The organism is Janthinobacterium sp. 13 (assembly GCF_002749695.1).
In the GTDB taxonomy this organism is placed as follows: domain Bacteria; phylum Pseudomonadota; class Gammaproteobacteria; order Burkholderiales; family Burkholderiaceae_D; genus Janthinobacterium; species Janthinobacterium kumbetense.
In genome coordinates this window covers 5,881,903-5,908,133 of sequence record NZ_PEEQ01000001.1, presented here as the reverse complement: position 1 = coordinate 5,908,133, position 26,231 = coordinate 5,881,903, and the positions used below count along the sequence as shown (strand labels likewise).

21 protein-coding genes are annotated in these 26,231 nt (G+C 64.6%); 7 read left to right on the top strand and 14 right to left on the bottom strand.

Annotation, left to right across the window (positions count from 1 at the left end; translation table 11 throughout):
* Positions 1-9: 9 nt before the first annotated feature.
* The 10 genes from CLU94_RS25910 to ppc form a co-directional block, all read right to left on the bottom strand.
* Positions 10-3,717: a PAS domain S-box protein gene (locus CLU94_RS25910; RefSeq protein ID WP_099667772.1), complete on the bottom strand. Its 3,708-nt coding sequence runs from the start codon at positions 3,715-3,717 to the stop codon at positions 10-12.
* A gap of 359 nt (positions 3,718-4,076) precedes the next feature.
* Entirely contained in the window at positions 4,077-4,733 is a 657-nt protein-coding gene (locus CLU94_RS25905; RefSeq protein ID WP_099667771.1) for a hypothetical protein, read from the bottom strand.
* Entirely contained in the window at positions 4,730-5,098 is a 369-nt protein-coding gene (locus tag CLU94_RS25900) for a hypothetical protein (RefSeq protein ID WP_099667770.1), read from the bottom strand. Before CLU94_RS25900 ends, CLU94_RS25905 begins: the two co-directional genes overlap by 4 nt.
* A gap of 74 nt (positions 5,099-5,172) precedes the next feature.
* Positions 5,173-7,671: a TonB-dependent siderophore receptor gene (locus CLU94_RS25895; RefSeq protein WP_099667769.1), complete on the bottom strand. Its 2,499-nt coding sequence runs from the start codon at positions 7,669-7,671 to the stop codon at positions 5,173-5,175.
* A 93-nt stretch (positions 7,672-7,764) separates the two neighbouring features.
* Entirely contained in the window at positions 7,765-8,745 is a 981-nt protein-coding gene (locus CLU94_RS25890; RefSeq protein ID WP_099667768.1) for a FecR domain-containing protein, read from the bottom strand.
* A complete protein-coding gene (locus CLU94_RS25885; protein ID WP_257219004.1) occupies positions 8,742-9,248 on the bottom strand; it encodes a sigma-70 family RNA polymerase sigma factor in 507 nt (168 codons plus the stop codon). Before CLU94_RS25885 ends, CLU94_RS25890 begins: the two co-directional genes overlap by 4 nt.
* A 198-nt stretch (positions 9,249-9,446) precedes the next feature.
* Positions 9,447-9,626, bottom strand: coding sequence for a hypothetical protein (locus tag CLU94_RS25880; protein ID WP_143451553.1), 180 nt, complete (start codon positions 9,624-9,626; stop codon positions 9,447-9,449).
* Positions 9,627-9,782: 156 nt separating this feature from the next.
* A complete protein-coding gene (pyk, locus tag CLU94_RS25875) occupies positions 9,783-11,237 on the bottom strand; it encodes a pyruvate kinase (protein WP_070302801.1) in 1,455 nt (484 codons plus the stop codon).
* A gap of 93 nt (positions 11,238-11,330) precedes the next feature.
* The gene (gene gap, locus CLU94_RS25870) at positions 11,331-12,341 is read right to left on the bottom strand and encodes a type I glyceraldehyde-3-phosphate dehydrogenase (RefSeq protein WP_099667765.1); all 1,011 of its coding nucleotides are present in this window, start codon (positions 12,339-12,341) and stop codon (positions 11,331-11,333) included.
* A gap of 32 nt (positions 12,342-12,373) precedes the next feature.
* The gene (gene ppc / locus CLU94_RS25865; RefSeq protein WP_218965317.1) at positions 12,374-15,127 is read right to left on the bottom strand and encodes a phosphoenolpyruvate carboxylase; all 2,754 of its coding nucleotides are present in this window, start codon (positions 15,125-15,127) and stop codon (positions 12,374-12,376) included.
* Between the two features lie 465 nt (positions 15,128-15,592).
* Here ppc and CLU94_RS25860 point away from each other — a divergent pair, with 465 nt between their 5' ends.
* Entirely contained in the window at positions 15,593-16,048 is a 456-nt protein-coding gene (locus CLU94_RS25860) for an RrF2 family transcriptional regulator (protein ID WP_099667764.1), read from the top strand.
* Positions 16,049-16,112: 64 nt separating this feature from the next.
* Here CLU94_RS25860 and CLU94_RS25855 read toward each other — a convergent pair whose 3' ends face one another.
* The 4 genes from CLU94_RS25855 to CLU94_RS25840 all read right to left on the bottom strand — a co-directional run bounded on the left by CLU94_RS25855 (position 16,113) and on the right by CLU94_RS25840 (position 19,888).
* Positions 16,113-17,798 carry a cation acetate symporter gene (locus CLU94_RS25855; protein WP_099667763.1) on the bottom strand — a complete coding sequence of 562 codons (1,686 nt, stop codon included), beginning with the start codon at positions 17,796-17,798 and terminating at the stop codon, positions 16,113-16,115.
* Positions 17,795-18,103, bottom strand: a complete 309-nt coding sequence (locus CLU94_RS25850) for a DUF485 domain-containing protein (protein WP_099667762.1) — start codon at positions 18,101-18,103, stop codon at positions 17,795-17,797. The genes CLU94_RS25855 and CLU94_RS25850 overlap by 4 nt, the downstream gene beginning before the upstream one ends.
* Positions 18,104-18,232: 129 nt before the next feature.
* The gene (hmpA, locus tag CLU94_RS25845; protein WP_099667761.1) at positions 18,233-19,429 is read right to left on the bottom strand and encodes an NO-inducible flavohemoprotein; all 1,197 of its coding nucleotides are present in this window, start codon (positions 19,427-19,429) and stop codon (positions 18,233-18,235) included.
* Positions 19,430-19,474: 45 nt separating this feature from the next.
* Positions 19,475-19,888, bottom strand: coding sequence for a hemerythrin domain-containing protein (locus CLU94_RS25840; RefSeq protein ID WP_099667760.1), 414 nt, complete (start codon positions 19,886-19,888; stop codon positions 19,475-19,477).
* A gap of 227 nt (positions 19,889-20,115) precedes the next feature.
* Here CLU94_RS25840 and CLU94_RS25835 point away from each other — a divergent pair, with 227 nt between their 5' ends.
* From CLU94_RS25835 to CLU94_RS25810, 6 genes are read left to right on the top strand one after another with little or no spacing between them, the layout of a single operon-like run.
* The gene (locus CLU94_RS25835) at positions 20,116-21,009 is read left to right on the top strand and encodes an STAS domain-containing protein (RefSeq protein ID WP_257219003.1); all 894 of its coding nucleotides are present in this window, start codon (positions 20,116-20,118) and stop codon (positions 21,007-21,009) included.
* Between the two features lie 7 nt (positions 21,010-21,016).
* Positions 21,017-21,379, top strand: coding sequence for an STAS domain-containing protein (locus CLU94_RS25830; RefSeq protein ID WP_099667758.1), 363 nt, complete (start codon positions 21,017-21,019; stop codon positions 21,377-21,379).
* A 10-nt stretch (positions 21,380-21,389) separates the two neighbouring features.
* Complete coding sequence (locus CLU94_RS25825) at positions 21,390-21,827, top strand: ATP-binding protein (protein WP_180278776.1); 438 nt, start codon at positions 21,390-21,392, stop codon at positions 21,825-21,827.
* Entirely contained in the window at positions 21,824-22,909 is a 1,086-nt protein-coding gene (locus CLU94_RS25820; protein WP_257219001.1) for an ATP-binding SpoIIE family protein phosphatase, read from the top strand. The genes CLU94_RS25825 and CLU94_RS25820 overlap by 4 nt, the downstream gene beginning before the upstream one ends.
* Positions 22,906-24,729, top strand: a complete 1,824-nt coding sequence (locus CLU94_RS25815) for an ATP-binding protein (RefSeq protein WP_099667756.1) — start codon at positions 22,906-22,908, stop codon at positions 24,727-24,729. The genes CLU94_RS25820 and CLU94_RS25815 overlap by 4 nt, the downstream gene beginning before the upstream one ends.
* On the top strand, positions 24,716-26,230 hold the full coding sequence (locus tag CLU94_RS25810) for an ATP-binding response regulator (protein WP_099668499.1): 1,515 nt from the start codon (positions 24,716-24,718) through the stop codon (positions 26,228-26,230). Before CLU94_RS25815 ends, CLU94_RS25810 begins: the two co-directional genes overlap by 14 nt.
* Position 26,231: the final 1 nt, after the last annotated feature.

Here is a 26,231-nt window from a genome sequence, read left to right as displayed (position 1 = left end):
AGCCCAATATCAGGAAAGGTCGGCAGGCGTTGGCGCTTCCAGCCACGCCAGCAGCTGGCGCAGCACGCCCGCGGCACGCGCAAATTCAAAGTCGTCGATGGCGCTGGCCAGCGCCTGCAGGCGCGGCTGCTGGCCGTGCGGCGCCAGCATGGCGGCGATCTGCGCCATCAAGGCGTCGTCCAGCTGCCCGCCTTCCAGGCTGGCAATGGCTTGCCGCAGCAAGGCGCCAGCGGCGGCTGCATCGAGGGGCGCGCTGGCGGCCGGCGCCTGCATGGCCACGGCCGGCATGCCCGCCTCTTCCAGCTCGCCGGCCAGCGCCATGAAGGCGGCCGCCAGCTGCACCAGCAATTCGGTCACCGGCAACTGGCGCGCAATCGCTTGTTCGATGCGCCCCAGCAGGCTTTCGACCTGCACCAGGCACAGGTTGCCCGCCGCGCCTTTGATACGGTGCAGCAGGTGGCCGGCCACGCTGCTGCCGCCGCGTTCCAGTTCCGCCGCCAGCATGGCGGCGCAGTCACCATTGGCCTGCACGAAGCGCGCGATGGCACGCTGCAGGGCTTCGCGTCCACCCCACAGGGCGATGCCGCGCTGCCAGTCCACCTGGCCGGCAGCGGCGCGCGCCGCCGCACCGGCCGCCGGCGGCGGCATGGCCACGGCGATATCGAGCAGGCGGGCGATTTCCGCCGTCAGCTTGTGCATTTCCAGCGGTTTCGAGGCGAAACCGTTCATGCCCGCCGTCTGCGCGGCGCGCCGGTCCTGTTCCAGCACGCTGGCCGTCAGGGCGATGATGGGCGTCGCCTTCAAGCCCTGCTCGCGCTCGTGCACGCGGATCAGGCGCGTCGCTTCCAGGCCATCCATGCGCGGCATCTGCACGTCCATCAGGACGATGTCGAAGCTGCCCTTGCCGAATTCGCGCACGGCGCTCTCGCCATCGCTGGCGGCGATCACCTGGTGGCCGGCCGCGCCCAGGCTGATCAGGAGCAGCTCCACGTTCTGCGGCACGTCGTCGGCCGCCAGGATGCGCAGCGGCGGCAAGGCCACCACGGGCTGCTCGCTGCGGCGCGCCACGGCCTTGCCCGGCGCCAGCGGCAGCAGCACGTGGAACACGCTGCCCACGCCCAGGGTGCTTTCCACCGTGATGGTGCCTTTCATCAGCTCGACGAGCTGCAGCGAAATCGTCGTGCCCAGGCCCGTGCCGCCAAAGCGCCGGCTCATCGAGGAATCGGCCTGCGTGAACGGCGCGAAGATCTTGTCCAGGCGGTCGGCGGGGATGCCGATGCCCGTATCGTGCACGGCGATATGCACCTGCTCGCCCTGCATGCCGACGGCCACGCGCACATGGCCCACTTCCGTGAACTTGACGGCGTTGCCGATCAAATTCGTCAGCACCTGCTGCACCCGGCGCGCGTCGCCCAGGAAGAATTGGCCCATGCCCGGGTCGACGTCGACATGCAGCACCAGGTCGCGCGCATGCGCCGTGATGCGCAGCGACGCGGCCACGTGGTCGACCAGGTCCGGCAGCGAAAAGTCCACCAGTTCCAGCTCGGTGGCGCCTTTTTCCAGCTTGGCCGTGTCGAGGATGTCGTTGAGCAGTTCGAGCAGGGAACGGGCCGACTGGCGCACCGTGCCCAGGTGGCGGCGCTGCAGGCTGTCCAGGGCGGTCCCCAGCAGCACTTCCGTAAAGCCGATGATGGCGTTCATCGGCGTGCGGATTTCATGGCTCATGTTGGCCAGGAAGCTGGTCTTCGATTCGGCGGCCAGCTCGGCGCGGTCTTTGGCCGCGCGCAGGTTTTCCTGCATGGCGCGCCGTTCGCTCACGTCGGTGGCCAGCTTGACCACCTTGAACGGCTTGCCGTCCGTATTGAAGATCGGGTTGTACGACGCCTGTATCCACACTTCCCGGCCATCCTTGCCGATGCGCTTGTACTCGCCCGTGTTGAATTCACCCTGCGCCAGGTGCTGCCAGAACGCGATGTAATCGGGCGAGGTCACATAGCCCGGTTCGCAGAAGATGCTGTGGTGCAAGCCCAGCACGTCGTCGGACCGGTAGCCGACCAGGTCGAGGAAGTTCTCGTTGGCCGCCAGGATGCGCCCCTGCAGGTCGAATTCCGCGACGGCCGTCGCGCGCGAGATGGCCGTCACCTTGCCTTCATACTCGGCGTTGCGCAATTCGCTTTCCGTGATGTCGAGGATGACGCCGTCGATCCAGCGCACCACGCCGTCGTTGTCGAGCACGGGGCCGCTGCTTTCGCGCACCCAGCGCTCGCGCCCGTCGCGGTGGATCAGGCGGTAGACGTTCTCGAAGTCGCGCTTTTCGCCGGCCGCCTGCACGCAGGTGTCGTTGACGCGCTGGCGGTCGTCCGGGTGCACGAGGTCGAACAGCCTGACGCGGCCCTCGACGAAGTCCTGCGGCATCCAGCCCGTCAGGTTGAAGACGGCGTCGCTGATGAAGATCATCTTCCATTCGGGCGCAAAGCTGCAGTGAAAGGACACGCCGGGGATATTGCGGATCAGGGTGCGGTACTGGCGTTCGCTGTCCTTGAGCGCCTGCTCCATGCTGCGCGACGAGCGCATGTCCGTGACAAACGCCACGAACAGGGGCTGGCCCGGCGTATCGATCTTGCCGATCGCCACGCGCATGGGCAGCACGGCGCCATCCTTGTGGCAGCCATCGAGTTCGCGTCCGCTGTCGAGGATGCGCGAGGCGCCCGTTTCCAGGTAGTCGCGCAGATAACCCTCGTACTCGGCCGCGTCGGACGGCTGCAGCAGCACGCTGGCGTCGCGCCCCACGATCTCCGCTTCGCGCCAGCCGAACAGGCTTTCCGCGGCGGGATTGAAGGAGCGCACCTTGCCCTGGCCATCGATGGTGATCAAGCCGTCGGCCGCCGTATCGACGATGGCGCGCAGGCGCGATTCGCTGGCGCTGGCATGGCGCAGCAGCTGGCGGTAGCGCAGCAAGCCGTTCGCGGCGGCGACAAACACCGTCAGGGTGACGGTGATCAGCGCCACGGCCAGGGCCACGAACGACGCTTGCACCGTGATCGTGTTGTCGCCTGCCGTGGGGGTGCCGGAAAAGCGCGCCGCCAGCATGCCCGTGTAATGCATGCCGGAAATGGCCAAGCCCATGACGGCACTGCTGACCAGCAAGGACGCCAGGGGACTCATGCGCAAACGCATGGCGCTCAGGCCGAAGCGTATCCACAGCGCCAGCATGGCCATGACGACGGCCACCACCAGCGACAGGGCGAACAGCCAGGGCTGGTAATGCAGGGTCAGCGACGTCTGCATTGCGGCCATGCCGCTGTAATGCATGGAGCCGATGCCCACGCCGACGAGCACGCCGCCCACCACCAGCTGGCGCCAGTTGATGCTCGGGCGCGCCAGCATGTGCAGCGCCACCCACGATGCCGCCACGCCGGGCAGCATGGAGAGCAGGGTCAGGCTGGGGTCGAAGGAGACGCGCGTGCAGATGTCGAAAGCCAGCATGCCGATGAAGTGCATCGACCAGATGCCGCCGCCGAGCGCGATGGCGCCCGTGATGATGGCCGTCTGGCGCTGGAAGCCGCGCTCGCTGCTGCGCGCCATGCCGGCGATCTGCAAGGCCATGAACGAGGCAAAGACGGCGATGCCGATGGAAAACAGCACCAGCCAGGCGTTGTGCGTGCCGTAGATGTACTGCATGGTATCGGTCGATACGGCAAAGATGGAACTAAACATACTGTCGTGGCATAAGGTGAGTGAAACGTGACGTCGCAAAACATGACGGCGCACCGTGCGCGCCGGCGCCACGCTTTTTACTAAAGCGGCAACACAGCGGAAATGACAACGGTAGCAGTCGACCAGGGCAAGGCTCGGTCATCACGCCCGCGCCTGCCGCGCGGGGGAAAGGTGCTTTTTACAGAGTGAAAAAGCGGAATGCGTACGAACTCTGGCGCGGATGGCTGGCCGCCAGCGTGACGATGATTTTTTAAAGAGCCATGAGTATAGTTGCTTTGCGAACATATTCATAGGACTTCAGCAATACTATAGCAAGAAAGGCAATATTCTGAGGTCGCGATGCGACAGCGCTCGCCCGTTCAGGCTGGCGGCCACAGCGCGCGTATGGCGGAAGAGGCCTGATAGGTCGCACCGGCGCGCTCGGCCACAGGGATACCGGCAAGTGTACAGCGGCGGCCCAGCTCGTCCTTGATCTGCCGCAAGGACCAGCGCTGCGGCACGGGCAGATCCATGCCCACCACGCGGATCAGCGGGCAATCGTCGAGGGTCGTGTGCAGCAGCAGCTCCACGCGCGCCATCGGCGGCCCGCCGCGGTAGACATCCACCGCGCCCGCGTAAGTGACCACCTCCAGCGCGCGCATCTGCTGCGGCGTCAGCTGCAACACCTTGTCATGGCCGGGCAAGCCCCGCGCCAGCCGGCGCAGCAACACGCCCGCGTCATTGATCTCGACATGAAAAGACAGATCGGGGCCCGGCAGAAAAAGCACGCCGACGATCCAGGCGGTCAGCGCCGGCAGGCCCAGCAGCACCGCCTCGCCCGCATACGGCACGTCGCGCCAGACGGCTTGCACGATGAAGGCAAGGATCAGGACGCAGCCGCCCAGCAGCACGCTGCGCCACAGCACGGGGCGCATATTGGCCATCATCGCCGCATGGCAGCTGGCATCGTCGGCCGGCGCAAAGCGTATCCATTCGGCGCGCGCCGGCTTGCACGGCCGGGCGGGACTGCCGCTCAAGCGTTCTGCGCCAGCATGCCGCGGAACCACGCCAGTTGCTCGCGCGTCAGGTAATTGGCGCCATCGCCATGCAGCAGGACGATTTCGATCTCGGGAGGAATCGAGGCGAGCAGCTGCGCGCCCGTGACGGGAATCTTGGGGAAATTGATGCCGGCCAGGAAGGCGGGATCTTCCGCCACCGTCACGCAGCGGCGCTCGGGATTCGGCGACGGCACGAGGAACAGGTCGATCTGCTCGCTTTGCCCGCCGATGACGACGTGCAATTGCGCGGCCAGCAGTTCGGGCAGGATCAGCTCGATGTTATTCTCGGCGCGCGATTGCTGGAAAGCGCTTTTCAGGGGCGTGAGGAGAGGAATGGCGGTCATGGCAAAGTGGAAAGATAAAGACGGCGGCAGTGTAGCAGAGGCGCCCGGACGGGCGCGCTCCGCTGGAACAGCCGCTACATCTTGTAGTTCAGCGAGACAAGTACGCTGCGCGGCGCGCCGTAGCGTTCCAGCCCGCCGGACCAGGAATAGCCGAGCGCCTGGTAGTAGCGGCGATCGAGCACGTTATCGATGTTCGCGCGCAGCTGCAGCTGCTCGCTGATCCGATAGCCGGCGGTCAGCCCGACGATGGCATAACCGCCCTGCTGCGTCAGGTAAGCCTTGTCGCGGCGGTCGATCTTGTCCTGCGCATACACGGAGGCGCCCAGGTTCCAGCGTGCCAGGCTGCCGCTCAGCTGCACGTTCGTGTACAGCTTGAACAATTGCTTCGGCTCGTCCGTGGCGATGCGCTGGCCGATGTTGGCGGCCACGCTGTCCTTCGTGTACTTGGCCAGCACATGGGTGTAGCCACCCGAAATCTGCCAGCCAGGCAATGGCGAGCCCGACAATTGCAGATCGACGCCTTCGCTCTGCACCTGCCCGGCCGCGCGGGCGCAATAGATGGGCCCGCCCGTGGGGCAATTGACTTCATCGGTCATGGCGCGGTTGTTTTGCTTGATGCGGAACAAGGCGCCGCTGGCGTTGAGCCTGCCGCCGAAATACTCACCCTTGACGCCCACTTCCAGGTTGGTGCCGCTCAACGGCGGCAAGCCATTGCCTTTGACATCGAGCACGCTTTGCGGCTGGAAGATCTGCGTGCCGCTCGCATACACGGAGTGATGCGGGTCCAGGTCGTAGACGAGGCCAGCGTACGGGGTGAATTTCGCGTTTTCCGTCAGGTCGCGGCGCCACGTCGGATTGGCGGCATACCAGCCCGTGACATCCTGCGCATACCAGCCGAAGCGCCCGCCCAGCACCAGGCGCAGCGGATCGGCCAGGTTGAAGTTGCCGGCCGCATACAGCCCCTTCTCGTCCGTCTTGCGGCCCCAGTTGTAGGGCTCGAACGGCGCGCCGTTCATGCGGTAGGCGCGGGGATTCCAGTGGCGGATGTCGAACACGCGCGTTTGCGCGCCTTCCCAGCTCTGACCCGCGTCCGAATCGTCGTGGCGGTAGCTGGCGCCGACGATGACGTCATGCTGGCGGCCGAACCAGGTGACAGGGCCGCTCAGGCGCCAGTCCGCCACCACTTGCTGCGTGTTGTACTTCCAGCCTGTTTCCGACTGTTCCAGCAAAAACGTTGCGCCAGCGACGCGGCCGTTGGTGGTATTGCGCGTGCTCGACGAGGCGTCGATATGCGTGATGGCGAAGCGGCTGCGCCAGCCCTGCTCCAGCTTCGTTTCCAGGTCGGCGAAGACGACGTTGTTGTCGCGTTTCTGGAAGGAATCGGCACTATTCAGGAACGTCGAGCGGGGCAAGTCCATGTGGCGGCCATCGGGCAAGGTCGGCAAGCCGACGAACACGCCGTCGGTGCGGCTGTGCTGGCGCGAAAAGCCGATGCCGGCCGTGGTCGACGGCGTCAGGTCCGCCTCGACGATCGCATACACGGTGCTGTTCTTGTTGTTGACCACGTCGACAAAGCTGTCGCTGTCGCGCAGACTGGCCGCCACGCGCCCGCGCACGCTGCCCGACGCGTTCAGGGCATTGCTGGCGTCCACCGTCAATTGCCGGTCCTTCCAGCTGCCCAGGTGAATGGATGCGTCCAGCAAGGGCGTGGCCGTGGGGCGCTTGCGTATCATGTTGATGCTGCCCGACGGCGCGCCCGCCCCTTCCATCAGGCCCGTGGCGCCGCGCACCACTTCCACGCGGTCGTACATCAGCATGTCGGCGGAGACGTTGCGCTCATTGAAACCCGTGACGTCCAGCGGCAAGCCATCGACATTGATGTGGCTCAAGGCGAAGCCGCGCGCGAAATACGTGGTTTCCTGGTCGGACACGCCCTGCGTCTTGCCGTACAGGCCGGGCGTGGCGCGCGCCACGTCCTGCAGGGTGGTCAGATCGAAATCTTCCATTTGCTGGCGCGAAATGACGCTGACCGTTTGCGGCGTGTGGCGCTGCGACAGGTTCAAGCCCGTCGCCGTCGACAGGTTGCGCGAGGTATACAAGCCCGTGCCTTCCGTGGCGCGGTCCGCCTCCGCGCTGACGACGACGGCGGGCATGCTGGCCAGGCCGCCATCGGCCGTATTCGTATTGATCTTGCGCAACAGATAATTGCCGTTGCCACCGTCCGTCACCTCCAGGCCGCTGCCTTGCAGCAGTTGTTGCAGGCCGGCGGCAACGCCATGGCGCCCCTGCAAGCCCGGCGTCGCCAGGCCGTCGAGCGCTACGCCCTGGGTGGACAGGTTCACGCCGGCGGCGATGGCGAACGATGCCAATGCGCTGCGCAGGCTGCCGGCGGGAATGCTGTAATCGCGCACGCTTGCGGACGGGCCGGCTTCAGCGGCCAGCGCAGTCTGCGGCAAGCCGGCGCCAGCCGCGCCCACGGCCAGCAGCAAGACCAGCGCGGCGCGCACGGCGCCCGTGGTGGGATGGAGCGCGAGTGGCGTCCACGGGGAAAAGATGCGGTGCTGCACAGCCATGTAAAACCCTTTCGATGGTTCGGATTGTTCGTTCTCTACCTTGTATGACGAAGCAATCTCAAAAAAGGGACAGGCAAGCGGCAAATAATTTCTTCAGGCTGCCTCGACACTGATCCAGTAGCGCGTGCGGCGCGCCAGCCGGATCGGCAGGGAACGTTGCAGCAGGAGCAGGATGTTGTCCGGGTCGTTTAACTGGAAAATGCCGTCCACGGGCAAGGCCGCCAGCGCCGGATCGCAGCGCAGCACGCCATAGCGATAGCGCGCCACCTGTTCCAGCACCTCCCCTAGCGGCATGCGTTCGGCGATCAGCACGCTCCGCAGCCAGGCGTCCGCATGGGGTGACGACGGCGTCAAGGCGGAAACGGCCACGTCGTCGAAACTGCCCTGCCGGCCCGCATTGATGGTGCGCAAGCCGTCGGGCGCCTGCGATGGCTCGATCTCGACGGCGCCCTCGCTGACGCCCACCTCGGTGCGCGGCGCCAGCACGCTGCCAAGGTGGCGCACGCTGAAATGCGTGCCCAGCGCGCGCACGGTGCCATTGCTGCTGCGCACGAGGAACGGTCGCGCCGGCACGGCCGCATCATGCGCCGTGGCAACGTGGATTTCGCCCGCATGCAAGGCCACCAGCCGCGCCGCGTCGTCAAAACGCACGTCGATGGCCGTGTCCGTATTGAGTACCAGTTGCGTGCCGTCGGGTAATGCCATATGCCGGATTTCACCGCGCGCCGTGCGGATCGCGGCGCGCCACGCTTGCCAGGGCGCCGACTGGCTGGCCAGCCACAGCACGGGTGCGGCCGCGATCAGCCCGGCCAGGCCGTAGAGGACGGCACGCCGCCGCGGCGATTGCGGCGCCGCGTCCGCCGCCTGCCGCAGCGCGGGCGGCACGCCGGCCAGGGTGCTGCACACCAGCTCGGCCCGCTGCCAGGCCGCTTCGTGCGCGGGATCGCTGGCGCGCCAGGACTGGAACGCCTGCTGCTCGCTTGGAGTCAAGGGGCCCGCGTGCAGGCGCACCAGCCATTGCGCCGCCGCCCGCGCGGCGCGGGGATCGATGGCCGCCGTGCTGGCGGTGCTCACAGGATCAGCAAGATGCAGCGCTCGAACGCCTGCACCATGTAGCGCTTGATGCTGCGCTCGCTCACGGCCAGGCGCCGGGCGATTTCCCCGTAGCTAAGGCCATCGACATGCGCCAGCAGGAAGGCATTGCGCACCAGCGGCGGCAAGCCGTCGAGCATGGCATCGATGCGCTGCAGGGCTTCGCGCACCAGCAAACGCTCCTCGGGCGACTGCATCAGCAGATCGGGCTGCTGCGCCAGGGTTTCCAGCCACGCCTGCTCCAGCGACAGGCGCCGGTAATGGTCGATCAGCAGGCGCTGCGCCACGGTGGTCAAATAGGCGCGCGGCTCGCGCATGGTCTGCCGGCCCTCCGGCGGCGCCGTCAGCAGGCGCACGAAGGTATCCTGCGCCAGGTCGGCCGCATGGTCGGCGCACTGCAGCTTGGCGCGCAGCCAGCGCATCAGCCAGCCGTGGTGATTGCTGTAAATGACTGCGATCGATTCGCCGGATTGCGCAATGTTCACTAGGGACTCCGATGCGCTCAAGGCAAGGCGCGGCCAGGACGATGGCCGGCCGCAAGGCAAGCGACTCAATTGATAATAATTCTCATTATCACAAATCATTGCCCGCGGCGTCAATGCCGGTGCCCGTCCCGTCCGGCAAACTGTTGTTTCAGCGCGGCGGCTGGCCGTTCAGCGCGTATCGCTTGCCGTGGCGATCGGTTACGCTGGATGGGGTTTCCCGGACTTGGCCGCCAGCACGAGGGGAATGGCAAACGGCCCAAAAAATACCACCAGGATGGACCTGACGGCAGTTGTTTTCAAGGAACGGCGTTTGGCGATGAAGAGACAAGCGAAGGCCGACAGGGACCAGATCAGGGCCGGCAGGTAGGTAGTCATCATGAACTCCGGAAGCGCCTTGGAAGGCAGGAAACCATGCTGACACGGAAATGTGGCCATCGCAATGGCAAATCAGGCATCTGCCATTGCGATGGGCGGCCAGGCACCCCGCTTTCAGTCATTCTTAAGACTGCAGGCGGCGGCCGGCCAGCGATGCGCTCAGTGCTGGCCGATCTTCATGATCTTCAGCGCATTCGTGCCGCCGACCTTGCCCATCGGCTCGCCCCAGGTCAGCACGACGGTGTCGCCCTTGGCCACGACTTTGTGTTCCACCAGCAAATCTTCCGCCTGTTGCAAGACCTTGTCGCGGTCCGTGCCCGACGTCAATTCCAAGGTGCTGACGTTGCGGTACAGGGCCAGCTTGCGGCGCGTGCCCACGCTCGGGGTCAGCGCGACGATGGGGATGTCGATGTTGCAACGGCTCATCCACAGCGCCGTGGAACCCGATTCCGTCAGGGTGGCGATGGCTTTTACGCGCAGGTGATGGGCCGTAAACAGGGCACCGTAGGCGATCGACTGGTCGATGCGCGAGAACGTGGCGTTGAGAAAATCGGCGTCCAGCTTGCAGGTATCCCATTTCTCCGCGTCCAGGCAGATGGCGGCCATCGCTTCCACCGTTTCGATCGGATAGCGGCCCGAGGCCGTTTCCGCCGACGTCATGACGGCATCCGTGCCGTCCAGCACGGCATTGGCCACGTCGGACACTTCCGCGCGGGTCGGTACGGCGTTGACGATCATCGATTCCATCATCTGCGTGGCCGTGATCGCCAACTTGTTCGACGCGCGCGCCATCTTGATCATGCGCTTTTGCAAGGCCGGCACGGCTGCATTACCCACCTCGACCGCCAGGTCGCCGCGGGCCACCATGATGCCGTCGGACGCGTCGAGAATTTCTTGCAGCGCAGGAATAGCTTCCGCGCGCTCGATCTTGGCGATCATCATCGGCTTGTGGTCCCACGCTTCGCCGGCGATATTGGCCAGCTGGCGCGCCATGACCATGTCGGTGGCGTTTTTCGGGAAGGACACGGCCACGTAATCGGCCTGGAAACTCATCGCCGTCTTGACGTCTTCCATGTCTTTCGCCGTCAGGGCCGGGGCCGACAAGCCGCCGCCCTGGCGGTTGATGCCCTTGTTGTTCGACAATTCGCCGCCGATTTTCACCGTCGTGTGGATTTCGCTGCCGACGACCTTGTCCACCGTCAAGACGATGAGGCCATCGTTGAGCAACAATACGTCAGCGGCGCGCAAGTCGCGCGGCAATTCCTTGTAGTCGAGGCCGCAGCGCTCGATGTTGCCCAATTCGCCGTTTTCGCCCCATTTCGCGTCGAGGATGAACTTGGCGCCGTTTTCCAGGAAAATCTTGCCTTCTTCAAACTTGCCGACGCGAATCTTCGGGCCTTGCAAGTCGGCCATGATGGCCACTTCGCGGCCGCACAGGGCTGCCGCTTCGCGCACCATGCGGGCGCGGTCGATATGGTCTTGCGCCTTGCCATGCGAAAAGTTCAGGCGCACGACGTCGACGCCGGCCTTGAACATGCGGACCAGGGTATCGATATCGTTCGAAGCGGGGCCGATGGTGGAAACGATCTTGGTGGCGCGTTGCTGTACTTGCATGGTCATGGTGTGCTGCTTTCTATAATAAGTTGCTACAAGGGCCGGCCTTGTGGGCCGGCCGTCCTGGTGCGCTGGATCAGCGGTACTACGTTCTTACTTGGCCGCCATCAGGGCGACCGTGGTGTCCAACATGCGGTTCGAGAAGCCCCACTCGTTGTCGTACCACGACGACACTTTCACGAGGCGGCCCGAGACCTTGGTCAGGGTCGAATCGAAGTTCGACGAGGCCGGGTTATGGTTGAAATCGATGGAAACAAGCGGTTCCGTCTGGTACGTGAGAATGCCCTTCAAGGCGCCTTCCGACGCCGTTTTCAGCAAGGCGTTGACTTCCTCGACCGTCGTATCGCGCTTGGCGATGAAGGACAGGTCGACCAGCGACACGTTGATCGTCGGCACGCGCACGGCAAAGCCGTCCAGCTTGCCATTCAGTTCCGGCAAGACGAGGCCGACAGCGGCCGCCGCGCCCGTCTTGGTGGGGATCATCGAATGCGTGGCCGAACGGGCGCGGCGCAAGTCTTCATGCATCACGTCGCTCAATACCTGGTCATTCGTGTAGGCGTGCACGGTGGTCATCAGGCCCGATTCGATGCCGATGGCGTCGTTCAGTGGTTTCACCAAGGGCGCGAGGCAGTTCGTCGTGCACGAAGCATTCGAGATGACCGTATCCGAGGCTTTCAAAACGTGCTGATTGACGCCGAACACGATGGTGGCGTCCACGTCCTTGCCGCCCGGCGCGGAAATGATGACTTTCTTTGCGCCGCCCTTCAAGTGGGCCGACGCTTTTTCCTTGGTGGTGAAGAAACCCGTGCATTCGAGCACCACGTCGACACCGAGTTCGCCCCAGGGGATCAGGGCCGGGTCGCGCTGCGCGAAGACGCGGATGCGGTCGCCATTGACGAGCATATTGTCGCCGTCGATGGTGACGACGCCGGGAAACTTGCCGTGCACCGTGTCGTAGCGCGTCAAATGCGCATTCGACTTGGCGTCGCCCAGGTCGTTGATGGCGACGATTTCGATATCCTGCTGCTTGCCGCCTTCATAAAACGCGCGCAGGACATTGCGGCCGATGCGGCCATAGCCATTGATGGCAACTTTGATGGTCATGCTGTCTCCTTGATATTGTTTGAATGACTTACTTAACCACTATTTCTCAGTCCCGCCGCGATGCCATTGATCGACAAATGGATGCCCGTGCGCGCCGCCGCGTCCTGCTTGCCCTCGCGGAAGCGTTTCAACAGTTCCACCTGCACGTGGTTGAGCGGGTCGATGTACGGGAAACGGTTGCGTATCGAGCGCTGCATCAGCGGATTGGCTTGCTGCAACTCTTCCTGGCCCGTGATCAGCTTCAAGGCGTCCAGGGTGGCCGCGTATTCGGCGCGGATGCGCGTGAAGATGGCGTCGCGCAAGGCCTTGTCCTTGACCAGTTCCGCATACTTGCCGGCGATGGCGATATCGCTCTTGGCCAGCACCATGTCCATGTTCGACAGCAAGGACGTGAAGAAGGGCCAATCCGTGTACATGCCGCGCAGCACGTCCGCCCCGTCAGCGGGATGGGCGGCCAGGTAGGCTTGCACGGCGGAACCGAAACCGAACCAGCCCGGCAGCATCAAACGGCATTGCGCCCAGCTCAAGACCCAGGGAATGGCGCGCAAATCCTCGATGGACGTGGATTTCTTGCGCGAGGCGGGACGGCTGCCGATATTCAGCGCGGCAATTTCCGCGATCACCGTCGATTCCCAGAAATACTGCTCGAAGCCATCCGTGCCGTAGACGAGGTCGCGGTAGGCGTTCAGGGCCGTGCCGGACAGCTCCTCCATGGCAGCCAAATGGCCCGCGCCGGCCGAGGCTTTCGGCTGCAATTGCGCCTGCGGCAGCAGGGTCGACTGGATGGTGGCGGCCACCAGCACTTCCAGGTTGCGGCGCCCTACTTCCGGGTTCGCATACTTGGCCGTGATGACTTCGCCCTGCTCCGTCAATCGGATCTGTCCCTGCACGGCGCCGGCCGGCTGGGCCAGGATGGCTTCGTAGCTGGGTCCGCCGCCACGTCCCACGGAACCGCCGCGGCCGTGGAACAGGCGCAGCTTGATCTGTTCTTGCTTGAAGACCGTCACCAGCTCGATCTCGGCCTTGTAGAGTTCCCAGCCGGACGTGAGGAAACCGCCGTCCTTGTTGCTGTCCGAGTAGCCGAGCATGACTTCCTGCTGGTCCGCGCGCGATGCCAGCAAGCCACGGTAGAACGGCAAGCCGAACGCGCGCGCCATGATGGCGGGACCGGCGCGCAAGTCGGCTATGGTTTCGAACAGGGGGATGATGTTGACGTCCACTTCGCGGCTGTCCTGGCGCAGCAAGCCCACTTCCTTCAGCAGCAAGGCCACTTCCAGCAAGTCCGAGACGCTGGCCGCCTTGGAGATGATGCAGTTCGGCACCGATTCCTTGCCATATTTGACGTGGGCTGCGCGCACGGCGCGGAAGATGTCGAGTTCGGACGTCGTTTCCTCCGAGTACTGCGCATACGGCGACGTCAGCAGGCGTGGCGACTCCAGTTCGGCCAACAGCAAGCTGATGCGTTGCTCTTCATCGAGGTCCAGGTAGACGAGGCCAGGCTGGGCGCCCGCGAACAGTTCGCCCACGACGCGCTCGTGCACGTCGGAATTCTGGCGCAGATCGAGCGGCGCCAGCGAAAAGCCGAACACCTTCACGGCGCGGCGCAGCTGGCGCAGCCGGCCACGGGCCAGCGCGCGCAAGCCATTGCTGACGAGCGAATGCTGGACCACGTCCAGGTCGGCCAGCAGATCAGATGCCGCAGCGTAAGGCTGCACGCCGTCTGCCTGCTTGCCCTTGCCGGATAGCACGACGCGCGTGGCGTCCAGGCGCGCATGGATGCCGTGCAAGGCGCGGCGGTACGGCTCGTCGACCCGGTGCGGCGAGGCGTCGGCCGAGCGTTCCGCCAGCGCGCGCAGCGGCTCGCTGCAGGCATTGAGTATTTGCGCCAGCGACAGTTGCGAAGCGAGCTTGCGCAATTCGCCCAGGTAAAAATCGAGCACCTTGTCGGCCTGCGTCTGCAGGGTGCTGCGCAGGATGTCGGCCGTGACGAACGGGTTGCCGTCGCGGTCGCCGCCGATCCAGCTGCCGACCTTCATGAAATTGGGCAATTCCGCATCTTCCCAGCGAGCATCGCGCTGGGCCAGCATGGTTTCCAGCGAAGAATACAATTTCGGCAATTCGCGCAAAATCGTGTGGTCGTAGAACGACAGGCCATTGGCCACTTCATCCATGACGGACAGCTTGCTCGTGCGCAACAGACGCGTCTGCCACAGGGTGACGATGCCGCGGCCTAGCGCTTCTTCGTTCTGTTCCGCTTCTTCCGGCGTCATTTGCACGCGGTCGCGCTCGCTCAACAGGCGCGCGATGGCCATCTGGCAATTCTGGATGCTCTTGCGCTGCACTTCCGTCGGATGCGCCGTGAAGACGGGGCTGACGAACGCATCTTCGAAGAACGTTTCCAGCGCATCGGCCTTGCCCGCGTCAAACACATTGCCGACGGCATGGCTGAGGCTACCCTGGCGCGGCGGCGAGCCGGCGATCAGATGGGCGCGCGTGCGGCGGATGTGATGTTGATCTTCCGCAATATTGGCCAGCAGCGAGAAATAGCTGAAAGCGCGCGTCAATTGCGTGGTTTCTTCCTGCGACAGCGCTTGCAGCGCGTCCGACAACTGCGCGCGCGCCGCTTCGTCATTATCGCGGCGGAAACGGATGGCCAGCTGGCGCACATGTTCGATGCGTTCGAAGGCGGGGTCGCCCAGGTGGTTGCGGATGGCGTCGCCCAGCAGACGGCCCAGCTGGCGGATATCGCTGCTCAGCAGCTCGTCTTTCACTTCATTCATTTGCATGGTATTCATTTCCTGGGGCGGCCACGGCGGCACCGCACAGATTGCGTAGTACGCGCTTCCCGGCCCGGGAAACGCCCATCGTCGAATTTGTAGTAAATTTACCTTATTGCTTCACCATCCTCTTGATTTCCATCAATAAAAATCATATTCAAAGGGCCGACAAGGGCTTACGAGCTGTTTGCCAGGGCAACAATATGAAAATTTACTACGCATTTAAGCGAAAGGCAATCAACTTTTGTCTTTCGAGGCTGAAAAGTGACGGCGCAACACACATGGCCGGCGCTCTCCTGTATGCTGGCGGCTGAAACAAGGATGTAATCCACATCTTTCACACGCCGGACAAAACCGTAGCGAGCGGATGTGAGTTGTGGCCGAGAAGCGGAGCTGTGCGGATGCACAGTGAGCATCGGAGGCCGCAAATCGCGACGCGCAGCAGGTTTGTCGGGTGTTTTACTCTCTTCTCCCATGCGACTGACTGCCTACACTGATTACACCCTGCGCACCCTGATGTACCTGGGCGTGCACCGCGACCGGCTCGTGACCATCCAGGACATCGCCGACCTGCATGCGATTTCAAAGAATCACTTGATGAAGGTGGTGCACCAGCTGGGCCTGTCGGGCATCGTGGAAACGGTGCGTGGGAGAAATGGCGGCCTGCGCCTGGCGCGCGACCCGGCCGAGATCAATATCGGCACCGTCGTGCGCGAAACGGAAAACGATTTTTTCATGGCGGAATGTTTCAACAAGGAAAACAATACCTGCCCGCTCACGCCCGATTGCCTGCTGAAGGCCAAGCTGGGCCAGGCCACGGCCGCCTTCCTGGCCGTGCTCGACACGGTGACGCTGGCATCGATACTCGACGCGACGCCGGGCGCGCCGGCGCTGGCGGCGGGCGTCATCCCCCTGCGCGTGGCAAAGTAAGCGCGCCAGAAACAACAATGCCCGGCGAACCGGGCATTGTTTCCTTCAGTAACTCCTGTTTACATCAATGCGCGCTGGCGCCTGCCGCGCCGATGCCCGTTTCCGAACGCATTTGCTGCGCTTCGTAACCGGCGCGGTCGATGCGCGCGCGCGGGCTCTTGTCGAGCACCGAGAACAGCCAGATGCCGACGAAGCCGGCCGTCATCGAGAACAGCGCCGGCGAGGCATACGGGAACAGCGCTTCGCCATGGCCCAGCACGTCGACCCACACGGACTTCGACACCACCGTCAGCGCGACGGCCGTGATCAAGCCCAGGAAGCCGCCGATGGTGGCACCCCGCGTGGTGCAATCCTTCCACAGCACCGACATGAACAGCACGGGGAAGTTGGCCGAGGCGGCGATGGCAAAAGCCAGCGAAACCATGAAGGCGATGTTCTGCTTTTCAAAGGCGATGCCCAGCACCACGGCGATAATGCCCAGCACGATCGTCGTCACGCGCGACACTTTCAATTCATTGGCACCCGTGGCCTTGCCCTTCTTGATGACGGTGGCATACAGGTCGTGCGACACGGCCGACGCGCCCGACAGGGTCAGGCCCGCCACGACGGCCAGGATGGTGGCAAACGCGACCGCCGACATGAAGCCGAGGAAGACATTGCCGCCCACGGCCTTGGCCAGGTGCACGGCCGCCATGTTGTTACCACCCAGCAATTTACCTGCGGCATCCTTGAACTCGGGATTGGTGCTCACCAGCACGATGGCGCCAAAGCCGATGATGAAGGTCAGAATGTAGAAGTAGGCGATCCAGGTGGTGGCCCAGAACACGGATTTGCGCGCTTCCTTGGCGCTGGGCACCGTAAAGAAACGCATCAGGATGTGCGGCAAGCCGGCCGTGCCGAACATCAGCGCCATGCCGAACGAGATGGCGGAAATAGGATCCTTGATGAAGGAACCGGGGCCCATGATGGCTTCCTTGGTGGCGTGCACGTCCACCGACTTGGCGAACAGCGCTTCCGGGCTGAAGTTGAACTGCGCCAGCACGGCCACGGCCATGAAGGTGGCGCCGCCCAGCAGCATCACGGCCTTGATGATCTGTACCCAGGTGGTGGCCGTCATGCCGCCAAACAGCACGTAGATCATCATCAGGGTGCCGACCAGGACGACGGCGATCCAGTATTCGAGGCCGAACAGCAGCTTGATCAGCTGGCCCGCGCCCACCATCTGCGCGATCAGATAAAAGGCCACGACGACCAGGGTGCCGGACGCGGAGAAAATGCGGATCGGCGCCTGCTTGAAGCGGTAGGCGGCCACGTCGGCAAAGGTGAAGCGGCCCAGGTTGCGCAGGCGCTCTGCCATCAAAAAGGTGATGACGGGCCAGCCGACGAGAAAGCCGATGGCGTAGATCAGGCCATCGTAGCCGTTCAAAAAGACGGCGGCGGAAATGCCGAGGAAGGAAGCGGCCGACATGTAGTCGCCCGCGATGGCCAGGCCGTTCTGGAAGCCCGTGATGCCGCCGCCGGCCGTGTAGAAATCGGAAGCCGACTTGGTTTTCGCGGCCGCCCACTTGGTGACGAACAGCGTGAAGATGACGAAGGCGGCGAACATGATGATCGCCGTCCAGTTGGTCGGTTGCTTGACCGCCTGCCCCAGGTCGGCGCCGGCCGCCAGCACGCTGCTGCTGGCGCCCGCCAGCAAGACCAGGCTTGCCAGGCAGGAGAGTTTGCGTTGCGTCAATGTGGTGCCGCTCATGCTTGCACCCGTGCCTGGATGGCGTTGCTCAGGTCGTCGAATTGCTTGTTGGCGCGGCGCACATAGATGCCCGTGACCAGCACGGTAAACACGATGACGAACAGGCCGATCGGCATGCCCCAGGTCATCACGCCTGTGCCCGTCTTAGTGGCGAGGAATTCCTTGTTGAAGGCGATGAGCAGGATGTAGCCGTAGTACACCAGCATCATCAGGCCCGTCAGCGCCCAGCCGAAGCGGGAACGCACCTTGACCAGTTGGTGATAGTTGGGGTCGCTCTTGATTTTTTGAACGAGATCGTCATGCATTGTGTTGCCTCCTGTTATGTAAAAGCTGCTCTGTTGTTTTCGAGCTTGGATTCACAGTACAGTGCGAGGCTTACCCGCCCCTTACGGCAGCGTTTTTTCTCGCGGGGACAACACAAGGCAGGCAAAGAATCAATTCAGTGCTGCAGCCGGTCCGAAGAACTCGTGGTGCGTCTGCTGTTCCGGCACGCCCAGCTCGCGCAAGTATTGCTTGACGGCCCGCATGAATGGCTGCGGCCCCAGGAAGTAGGCATCGACGTCGCGCGAGACCGGCAGCCAGCTGTTCAACTGCTCTTTATTCAGCAAGCCGACGGCGTCCGGCGCGGCGGCGCCCGGCGCATCGTGTTCTCCGCCATGTTCCGCATAGCAGTAATAACGCTGCAGCTGCGGGTGCTGCGCGGCCAGTGCATCGATCTGCGCACGGAATGCATGCACGCCGTGGTTGCGCGCCGCGTGGATGAAATGCACGGGACGCTTGCCGCGCAGGGCCGCCGTCAGCATGGCCAGGGTGGGCGTGATGCCCACGCCGCCGCTGATCAGCACCAGCGGCTTGTCGCTCTCCGTCAGCACGAAGTCGCCCGATGGCGGCGTCAGCTGCACGGTGTCGCCCGCCTGCACGTGGTCGTGGAAGAAATTCGATACCTTGCCGCCCTCTTCGCGCTTGACGCTGATGCGGTAAGTCTGGCCATTGCTGGCGGCGGACAAGGAGTACTGCCGGCGCATGGGCACGCCATCGACGGTGGCCACTACGCCAATGTATTGACCTGGCGCAAAGTCGAGCACGGGCTGGCCATCGGCCGGCGCCAGCAGGAAGGACGTGATCTCGGCGCTTTCCACGCTCTTGCCGCGCACGATAAAGTCACGCGCGCCGCTCCAGCCGCCCGGCGCGGCCGCCTGCGCCTTGTAGATGCGCCCTTCCTCGCCGGCCAGGATGTCGGCCAGCTGGCCGTAGGCCGCGCCCCAGGCATCGATGACGGCGTCGCTGGCCACTTCTTCGCCCAGCACTTCGCGGATGGCTTGCAGCAGGCTGGCGCCCACCAGCGGATAGTGCTCGGCGCGAATCTGCAGGGCCACATGCTTGTTGACGATGGTGGCCACCAGGTCGCCCAGCGCGGCAAGCTTGTCGATATTCTTGGCATACATCAGCACGCCATTGGCCAGCGCGCGCTGCTGGTCGCCGCTGTGCTGGTGCGCCTGGTTAAAGTACGGCAGCACTTCGGGATGGTCGCGGAACAGATTCTTGTAGAAATGGCGGGTCAGCGCTTCGCCGCCCTGCTCGAGGATGGGGACGGTGGCCGTGATGATGGCGTGTTGTTCCTGGGTCAGCATGTAAAACTCCTGTGTATCTATTAATGTATCTATTAGTAAGCGGTGTCAGGCCAGCGATTCAATGGCCGGATACAGATCGTGGTCTTCGCGCCGCATGCGCTGGAACAGCGCGTGCAGCACGGTATTGGCTTCGCTGCGGAAGGCTTCCGGTTCGGCTTCCAGGCGCACGGGCGTATTCCAGCGGCCGGCAAAATCCAGGTAGGCGCCGGCGATGCCGTGCATCTCGTTTTCGTACTGGCGTCCCAGCCGGGCCACCTCGGCCACGCCGCACGCCTGCGCGGCCGGATACAGGTAGCGCTGCTCGACGGCCAGGTGCAGCTTGATCAAGCCGCTCATGGCGATGATCTGGTCGGCAATGGCCTGCGCCTGCGCGCCGACACCGCCGCGCGCCAGCTGGCGCAAGTCATCGATGGCGGCCAGGATGGCCAGGTGCTGCTGTTTGAATTTGTCGATATTCATGATGTTTTTCTCTTGTTGAGTGTTCCCAGTGTAGCGGAATTCGCTTAAACATGCAAATTACATGCATCTTTAAAGGCGCCGATGTTTCCCACAAGAATGTATAGCGACATGCGCCACTATGTGCGGCACAGAACACAAGCTACGGCCACGCCTGCCTATAATTTATTCATCACAGCGCGTGCCCGATTGCGGCCGCGCCGCACCCTCCACTCCAGCCAAGGATGAGCATGAGTATGAAGACGGACACGGTCAAGACGGGCACGGGCCAGGCGCAGCAACTGGCCGGCATCATCAACGCGCACCACACGGCATTGCTGGACGGCTGGATGGCCGGCCTGATCGCCCGCCTGGTGCGGCGCGACAAGATCGCCGAAAACGAGCTGCGCCAGCAGGCATCGCAATTCCTGCCGCTGCTGGCGGGTGCGCTGGAAAACGGCGACTCGTTCGACATCGAAGGCGGCGCCTGGGACGATACGCGCCAGCTGCTCGCGGAAATATCGCAGTCGCGCGTGCGCCAGGGCTATTCGCCGATCGACACGGCCAGCTTCATGTTCTCGCTCAAGGAACCGCTGTTCGCCTACCTGCGCCAGGAAATCACGGCGCAGCCGCAGGAACTGGGCGACGCCATCGTCAGCACCAGCAAATTGTTCGACGAGCTGGGTTTGCTCACCATCGCCATCTACCAGAAGGCGCGCGAACAGGTGATATTGCGCCAGCAGCAGGAATTGCTGGAACTGTCCACGCCCGTGGTGCAGCTGTGGCAAAACGTGCTGGCCCTGCCCCTGATCGGCACCCTCGACAGCGCGCGCACGCAGGTGGTGATGGAAAGCCTGCTGCAAAAGATCGTCGACACGGGCGCGCTGATCGCCATCATCGACATCACGGGCGTGCCCACCGTCGACACCCTGGTGGCGCAGCACCTGCTGAAAACCATCGCCGCCGCGCGCCTGATGGGCGCCGACTGCATCATCAGCGGCATCCGCCCGCAGATCGCGCAAACCATCGTGCACCTGGGCGTGAACCTGGAAGACGTGATGACCAAGGCTACCCTGGCCGACGCCTTCGTCGTGGCCCTGAAGCGCACGGGCTCCAGCATCACCTACCAGCAGCAAGCACACTGAGGCGCCTATGGAAAGAATCCCCATTTTACGCATGGGCCGGCTGCTGCTGGTGACGATCCAGGTGGACATGCACGACCGCCTGGCGATGACCTTGCAGGACGACCTGACCACCCGCATCGTGACAGACCGCGCCACGGGCGTGCTGATCGACATTTCCGCGCTCGACATCGTCGATTCCTTCATCGGCCGCATGATCAGCAACACGGCGGCGATGGCGAAAATCCTCGACGCGCGCACCGTCGTCGTCGGCATGCAGCCGGCCGTCGCCATCACCCTGGTGGAACTGGGCCTGACCCTGGAAGGCGTCAGCACGGCCCTGAACGTGGAACGGGGGATCAAGCTGCTGGAACGGGGCGGCGCATGCGCATGACGGGGGCGCCGTGCTAGGCGCGCAGGCACAGGAGCGGGCGCAGGCCGGGGCGCAGCAGATTCTGCCTCTGCACAGCGACGAAGACGTCGTGCGGCTGCGCAAGCAGGTACGCGACAGCATGGTCGCCATGGGTTTTGGCCTGATCGAACAGACCAAGATCATCACGGCGGCCAGCGAACTGGCGCGCAACACCCTGCGCTACGGCGGCGGCGGCGAAGCGCGCATCGCGCGCGTCTGCGATGGCGCGCGCCAGGGACTGGAACTGCGCTTTGTCGATGCGGGACCGGGCATCGACGATATTCCCCTGGCGCTGACCGATGGCTATACCAGCGGCGGCGGGCTGGGACTGGGGCTGGGCGGCGCCAAGCGCCTGGCCGACGCCTTTCACATCGACACGGCGCCCGGCGCGGGCACCACTGTCACCATCGCGAAATGGAAGCTGTTTTGAACCACCTCGAGCAAGCCCCTGACATTGCCAGGCAACGCCGTTTTTCCGTCGGAGAACCGAGCGAAATCGCCACGGCCCGCCGCGCCGGCAACGAACTGGCGCGCCACATCGGCTTCGACGACGTGCGCACGGGCCAGTTGGCCATCATCATCAGCGAAGCGGCGACCAACATCGTCAAGCACGCGCAGCGCGGCGAAATCCTGCTGCGCAAGGTGCTGCGCGGCGGCACCAGCGGCATCGAAGTGCTGGCCATCGACAACGGCCCCGGCATGGCGAATGTACGCCAGCACATGCAGGATGGCCATTCCACCACGGGAACCTACGGCGTGGGACTGGGCGCGATACGCCGGCTGAGCCAGGAATTCGACCTGTACACGGCGCCCGGCAAGGGCACGGTGCTGATGATGGTGGTCTGGGGGCCGAACGCCAGCAGCGCCATCCCGGCCAGCCCGAACTGGCAGATCGGCGCAGTGTGCCTGCCGCTGGCTTCGGAACAGGTATGCGGCGACGCCTGGAACGTGGTCTGCGAAGGCCATGAACTGAGCCTGATGGTGGCCGATGGCCTGGGCCACGGCCCGCTGGCGGCGCGCGCCTCGGAACGCGCCAGCGCCCTACTGGAACACGACACGCCGGGACTGCCGCCGCTGCCCGCCCCCTTCATCGAGCTGGCCAACGGCGCCCTGCGCGCCACGCGCGGCGCGGCCCTGGCCCTGGCGCATATCGACAGCGCGCGCCGCCAGTTGCGCTACGCGGGCGTGGGCAATATCGCCGCCTGCGCCTTCGATGCGCGGCAGCGCCGGCATTTGCTGTCACACAACGGCATCGTCGGAAGCAACCTGCGCAAGGTGCAGGAATTCTGCTATCCGTGGCAGCCTGGCGCAACACTGATCATGCATAGCGACGGCCTGCACACGCGCTGGGACCTGGAACAGTATCCGGGCCTGGCGCACTGCCACCCCAGCCTCGTCGCCGCCGTGCTGTACCGCGACTTTGCGCGCGGGCGCGACGACGTCACGGTGGTGGTGCTGCGCGAACACGAGGAACAGCAGGCCGTGACGGGGGAAAGGAGCGAAACGACATGACACGACGCATATTGACGGCCCATATCGGCAGCGAACTCGATGTGGTGGGCGCGCGCCAGCGCGCGCGGCAGATCGCCGCCCTGTGCGGCTTCGGCGTGCAGGACCAGGTGCGCATCGCCACGGCCGTATCGGAACTGGCGCGCAACGTCTACAACTACGCCGGCAGCGGCAAGGTGCATTTCGCCATCGATGGCCAGACGGCGCCGCAGGTGCTCAGCATCCGCATCGAGGACCAGGGCCCCGGCATCGCGCAGCTCGACCACATACTGGCCGGCACCTACCGCTCGCCGACGGGCATGGGCCTGGGCATCCTGGGCGCCCAGCGCCTGATGGACCGCTGCCATATCCGCAGCGCGCCGGGCGACGGCACGCAGATCACCCTGCACAAGCTGTTCCCGCGCGACGCGCCCCTGCTCGACGGCGGCAAGATCGGCACGCTGTCCGGCAGCCTGCAGGCGCTGCCGCCGGACATCACGCTGTCGGAAGTGCAGCAGCAGAACCGCGAGCTGCTGAGCACCCTGGCCGAACTGAAGACGCGGCAGGACGACCTGCTGCAGCTGACGCGCGAACTGGAAGACACCAACCGCGGCGTGGTGGCGCTGTTCGCGGAACTGGACGAAAAGGCCGACCACCTGCGCCGCGCCGACCAGATGAAATCGCGCTTCCTGTCGAACATGAGCCATGAATTCCGCACGCCGCTCAGCTCCATCCGCGCCCTGTCCAAGCTGCTGCTCGACCGCATCGACGGCGAGCTGTCCGAGGAACAGGAAAAGCAGGTGCTATTCATCCTGCAAAGTGCCGTCAGCCTGAGCGACCTGGTGAACGACCTGCTGGACCTGGCCAAGATCGAGGCGGGCAAGGTCGACGTGCACGCCAACAGCTTCCAGGTGGCGGACCTGTTCAGCGCATTGCGCGGCATGCTGCGCCCGCTGCTCGTGTCCGACACGCTCACCTTGACCTTCATCGACCCCGATCCGGCGCTGCACATCCACACGGATGAAGGCAAGCTGTCGCAAATCCTGCGCAACTTCATCTCCAACGCCCTGAAGTTCACCGAGGCCGGGGCCATCATCGTCAGCGCCACGCCACTGCCGGAGCAGGATGCGATCCGTTTTTCCGTCTCCGATACGGGCCTGGGCATCGCCGCCGAAGACGTGCAGATGATCTTCGAGGAATTCAGCCAGGTGGAAAACCACATGCAGCGCAAGGTCAAGGGCACGGGTTTGGGCTTGCCCCTGTGCCGCAACCTGGCCACGCTGCTCAATGGCACGGTGAGCGTGGAAAGCACGCCGGGCCACGGCTCGCTGTTTTCCGTCGTCCTGCCCGCCAGCTACCATGCGCCCGAAGGCAGCCTGCCCCCGTGCGCGCCAGCCAACGACAATGGCAACGACCAGCGCATCGCCGTGCTGGTGGTGGAAGACAATCCACCCGTGCGCCTGCTGTATGAAAAATTCCTGGCCGGCAGCGAATTTCGCGTCGTCCCCGCGCGCAGCGTGCGCGAGGCGCAGGAGCGCTGGGAACAGCAGCGCCCCGCCGCCGTCATCCTCGATATCTTGCTGCACGGTGAAACGGCCTGGCACTGGCTGGCCGAGCTGAAAAACGACCCGCTGCGGCGCCAGGTGCCGGTCATCGTCGCCACCGAGATCGACGACGTACGCAAGGGCCTGGCCCTGGGCGCCGACGCCTACTACGTCAAGCCGCTGCCGCGCCAGCAATTGCTGGCGACCCTGCGCGCGCTGATCGGCAATCCCCACCACCGGCAAGAGCCGGTTCCGCCGCAAGGCACAACCACCTGGGACAATGCGCATGCTACCGGATAACAACAGCGATGCTCTGATCCTGAACGTCGATGACAGCGATGGCGCACGCTACGCCAAGTCGCGCATCCTCCAACGCGCCGGTTTCAAGGTCATCGAAGCGTCGAACGGGGGCGACGCGCTGCTGCGCGCCCGCCACGACCGCCCCAACCTGATCCTGCTCGACGTCAAGCTGCCCGACATCAACGGCCTGGAAGTGTGCCGCCAATTGAAGGGCGGCGCCGAGACGAACACCATCCTGGTGCTGCAAACGTCGGCTTCCTGCATCGGCACGGCCGACAAGATCCGCGCCCTGGACGGCGGCGCCGACAATTACCTGGTCGAGCCGATCGAGGCCGATGAACTGATCGCCAACGTCAAGGCGCTGCTGCGCCTGGGCCGCGTCGAGCGCGCGCTGCGCGACGTGGATCGCCGCAAGGATGAATTCCTGGCCACCCTGGCGCACGAATTGCGCAACCCGCTGGGCCCCATCCGCACGGCGCTGGCCCTGCTGTGCAAGCTCGACCCCGTCGTGCCGGCCGTGCAGGACAATGCGCGCCGCACCATCGCCCGCCATACCGATCACCTGGTGCGCCTGGTGGACGACCTGCTCGACGTGTCGCGCATTTCGCAGGGCAAAATCTCGCTGCAATGGGAAAGCGTGAGCCTGGCCAGCGTCATCCGCAGCGCGCTGGAAACGAGTTCGCACAGCATCGAGGCGCGCGGCCATGCGCTGGACGTGAACCTGCCCCAGGAAGAACTGTGGGTCTGCGGCGACGCCGTGCGCCTGTCGCAGATCGTCGCCAACCTGCTGCTCAATGCGGCCAAGTTCACGGCGCCGGGCGGGCGCATCGCCATTACCGCCGAACGCGAAGGCGACAATGTGCGCATCCGCCTCAGCGACAACGGCATCGGCATCGCCGCTGCCAGCATCGACAGCATCTTCGACCTGTTCGAGCAGAGCGGCCACTCGCCCGACCGGGTGCAGGATGGCCTGGGCATCGGCCTGTCGCTGGTACGCAACCTGGTGACCCTGCACGGCGGCCAGGTCAGCGTGCGCAGCCCCGGCGTAGGGCTGGGCAGCACCTTCGAAGTCCTGCTGCCGCTCGACGCCAACGTGCCGGTGGCGGCAGCACCAGCGCCGCAGGCCGCCACCGGCGGCAGCCAGCGCATCCTCGTCGTCGATGACAACCGCGATGCGGCCGATACCCTGGCCGAACTGCTGGAAATGTACGGCCACACGGTGCGCACGGCCTACACGGGCGCGCAAGCCACCGAGCGCACGCTGGAATTCAAGCCCGACATCGTCTTTCTCGACATCGGCCTGCCCGACATGAGCGGCTACGACGTGGCCGTCAAACTGCGCCAACTGCCGATACCGCAGCAATTCCTGCTCGTCGCGCTGACCGGCTACGGCCAGGAACACGACCGCCAGGCGGCCCTGCAGGCCGGTTTCAACGAACACTTCGCCAAACCCGTCGATTTCGGCAAGCTGGCCATGCTGGGATTGCATATCGCCCCCTGAG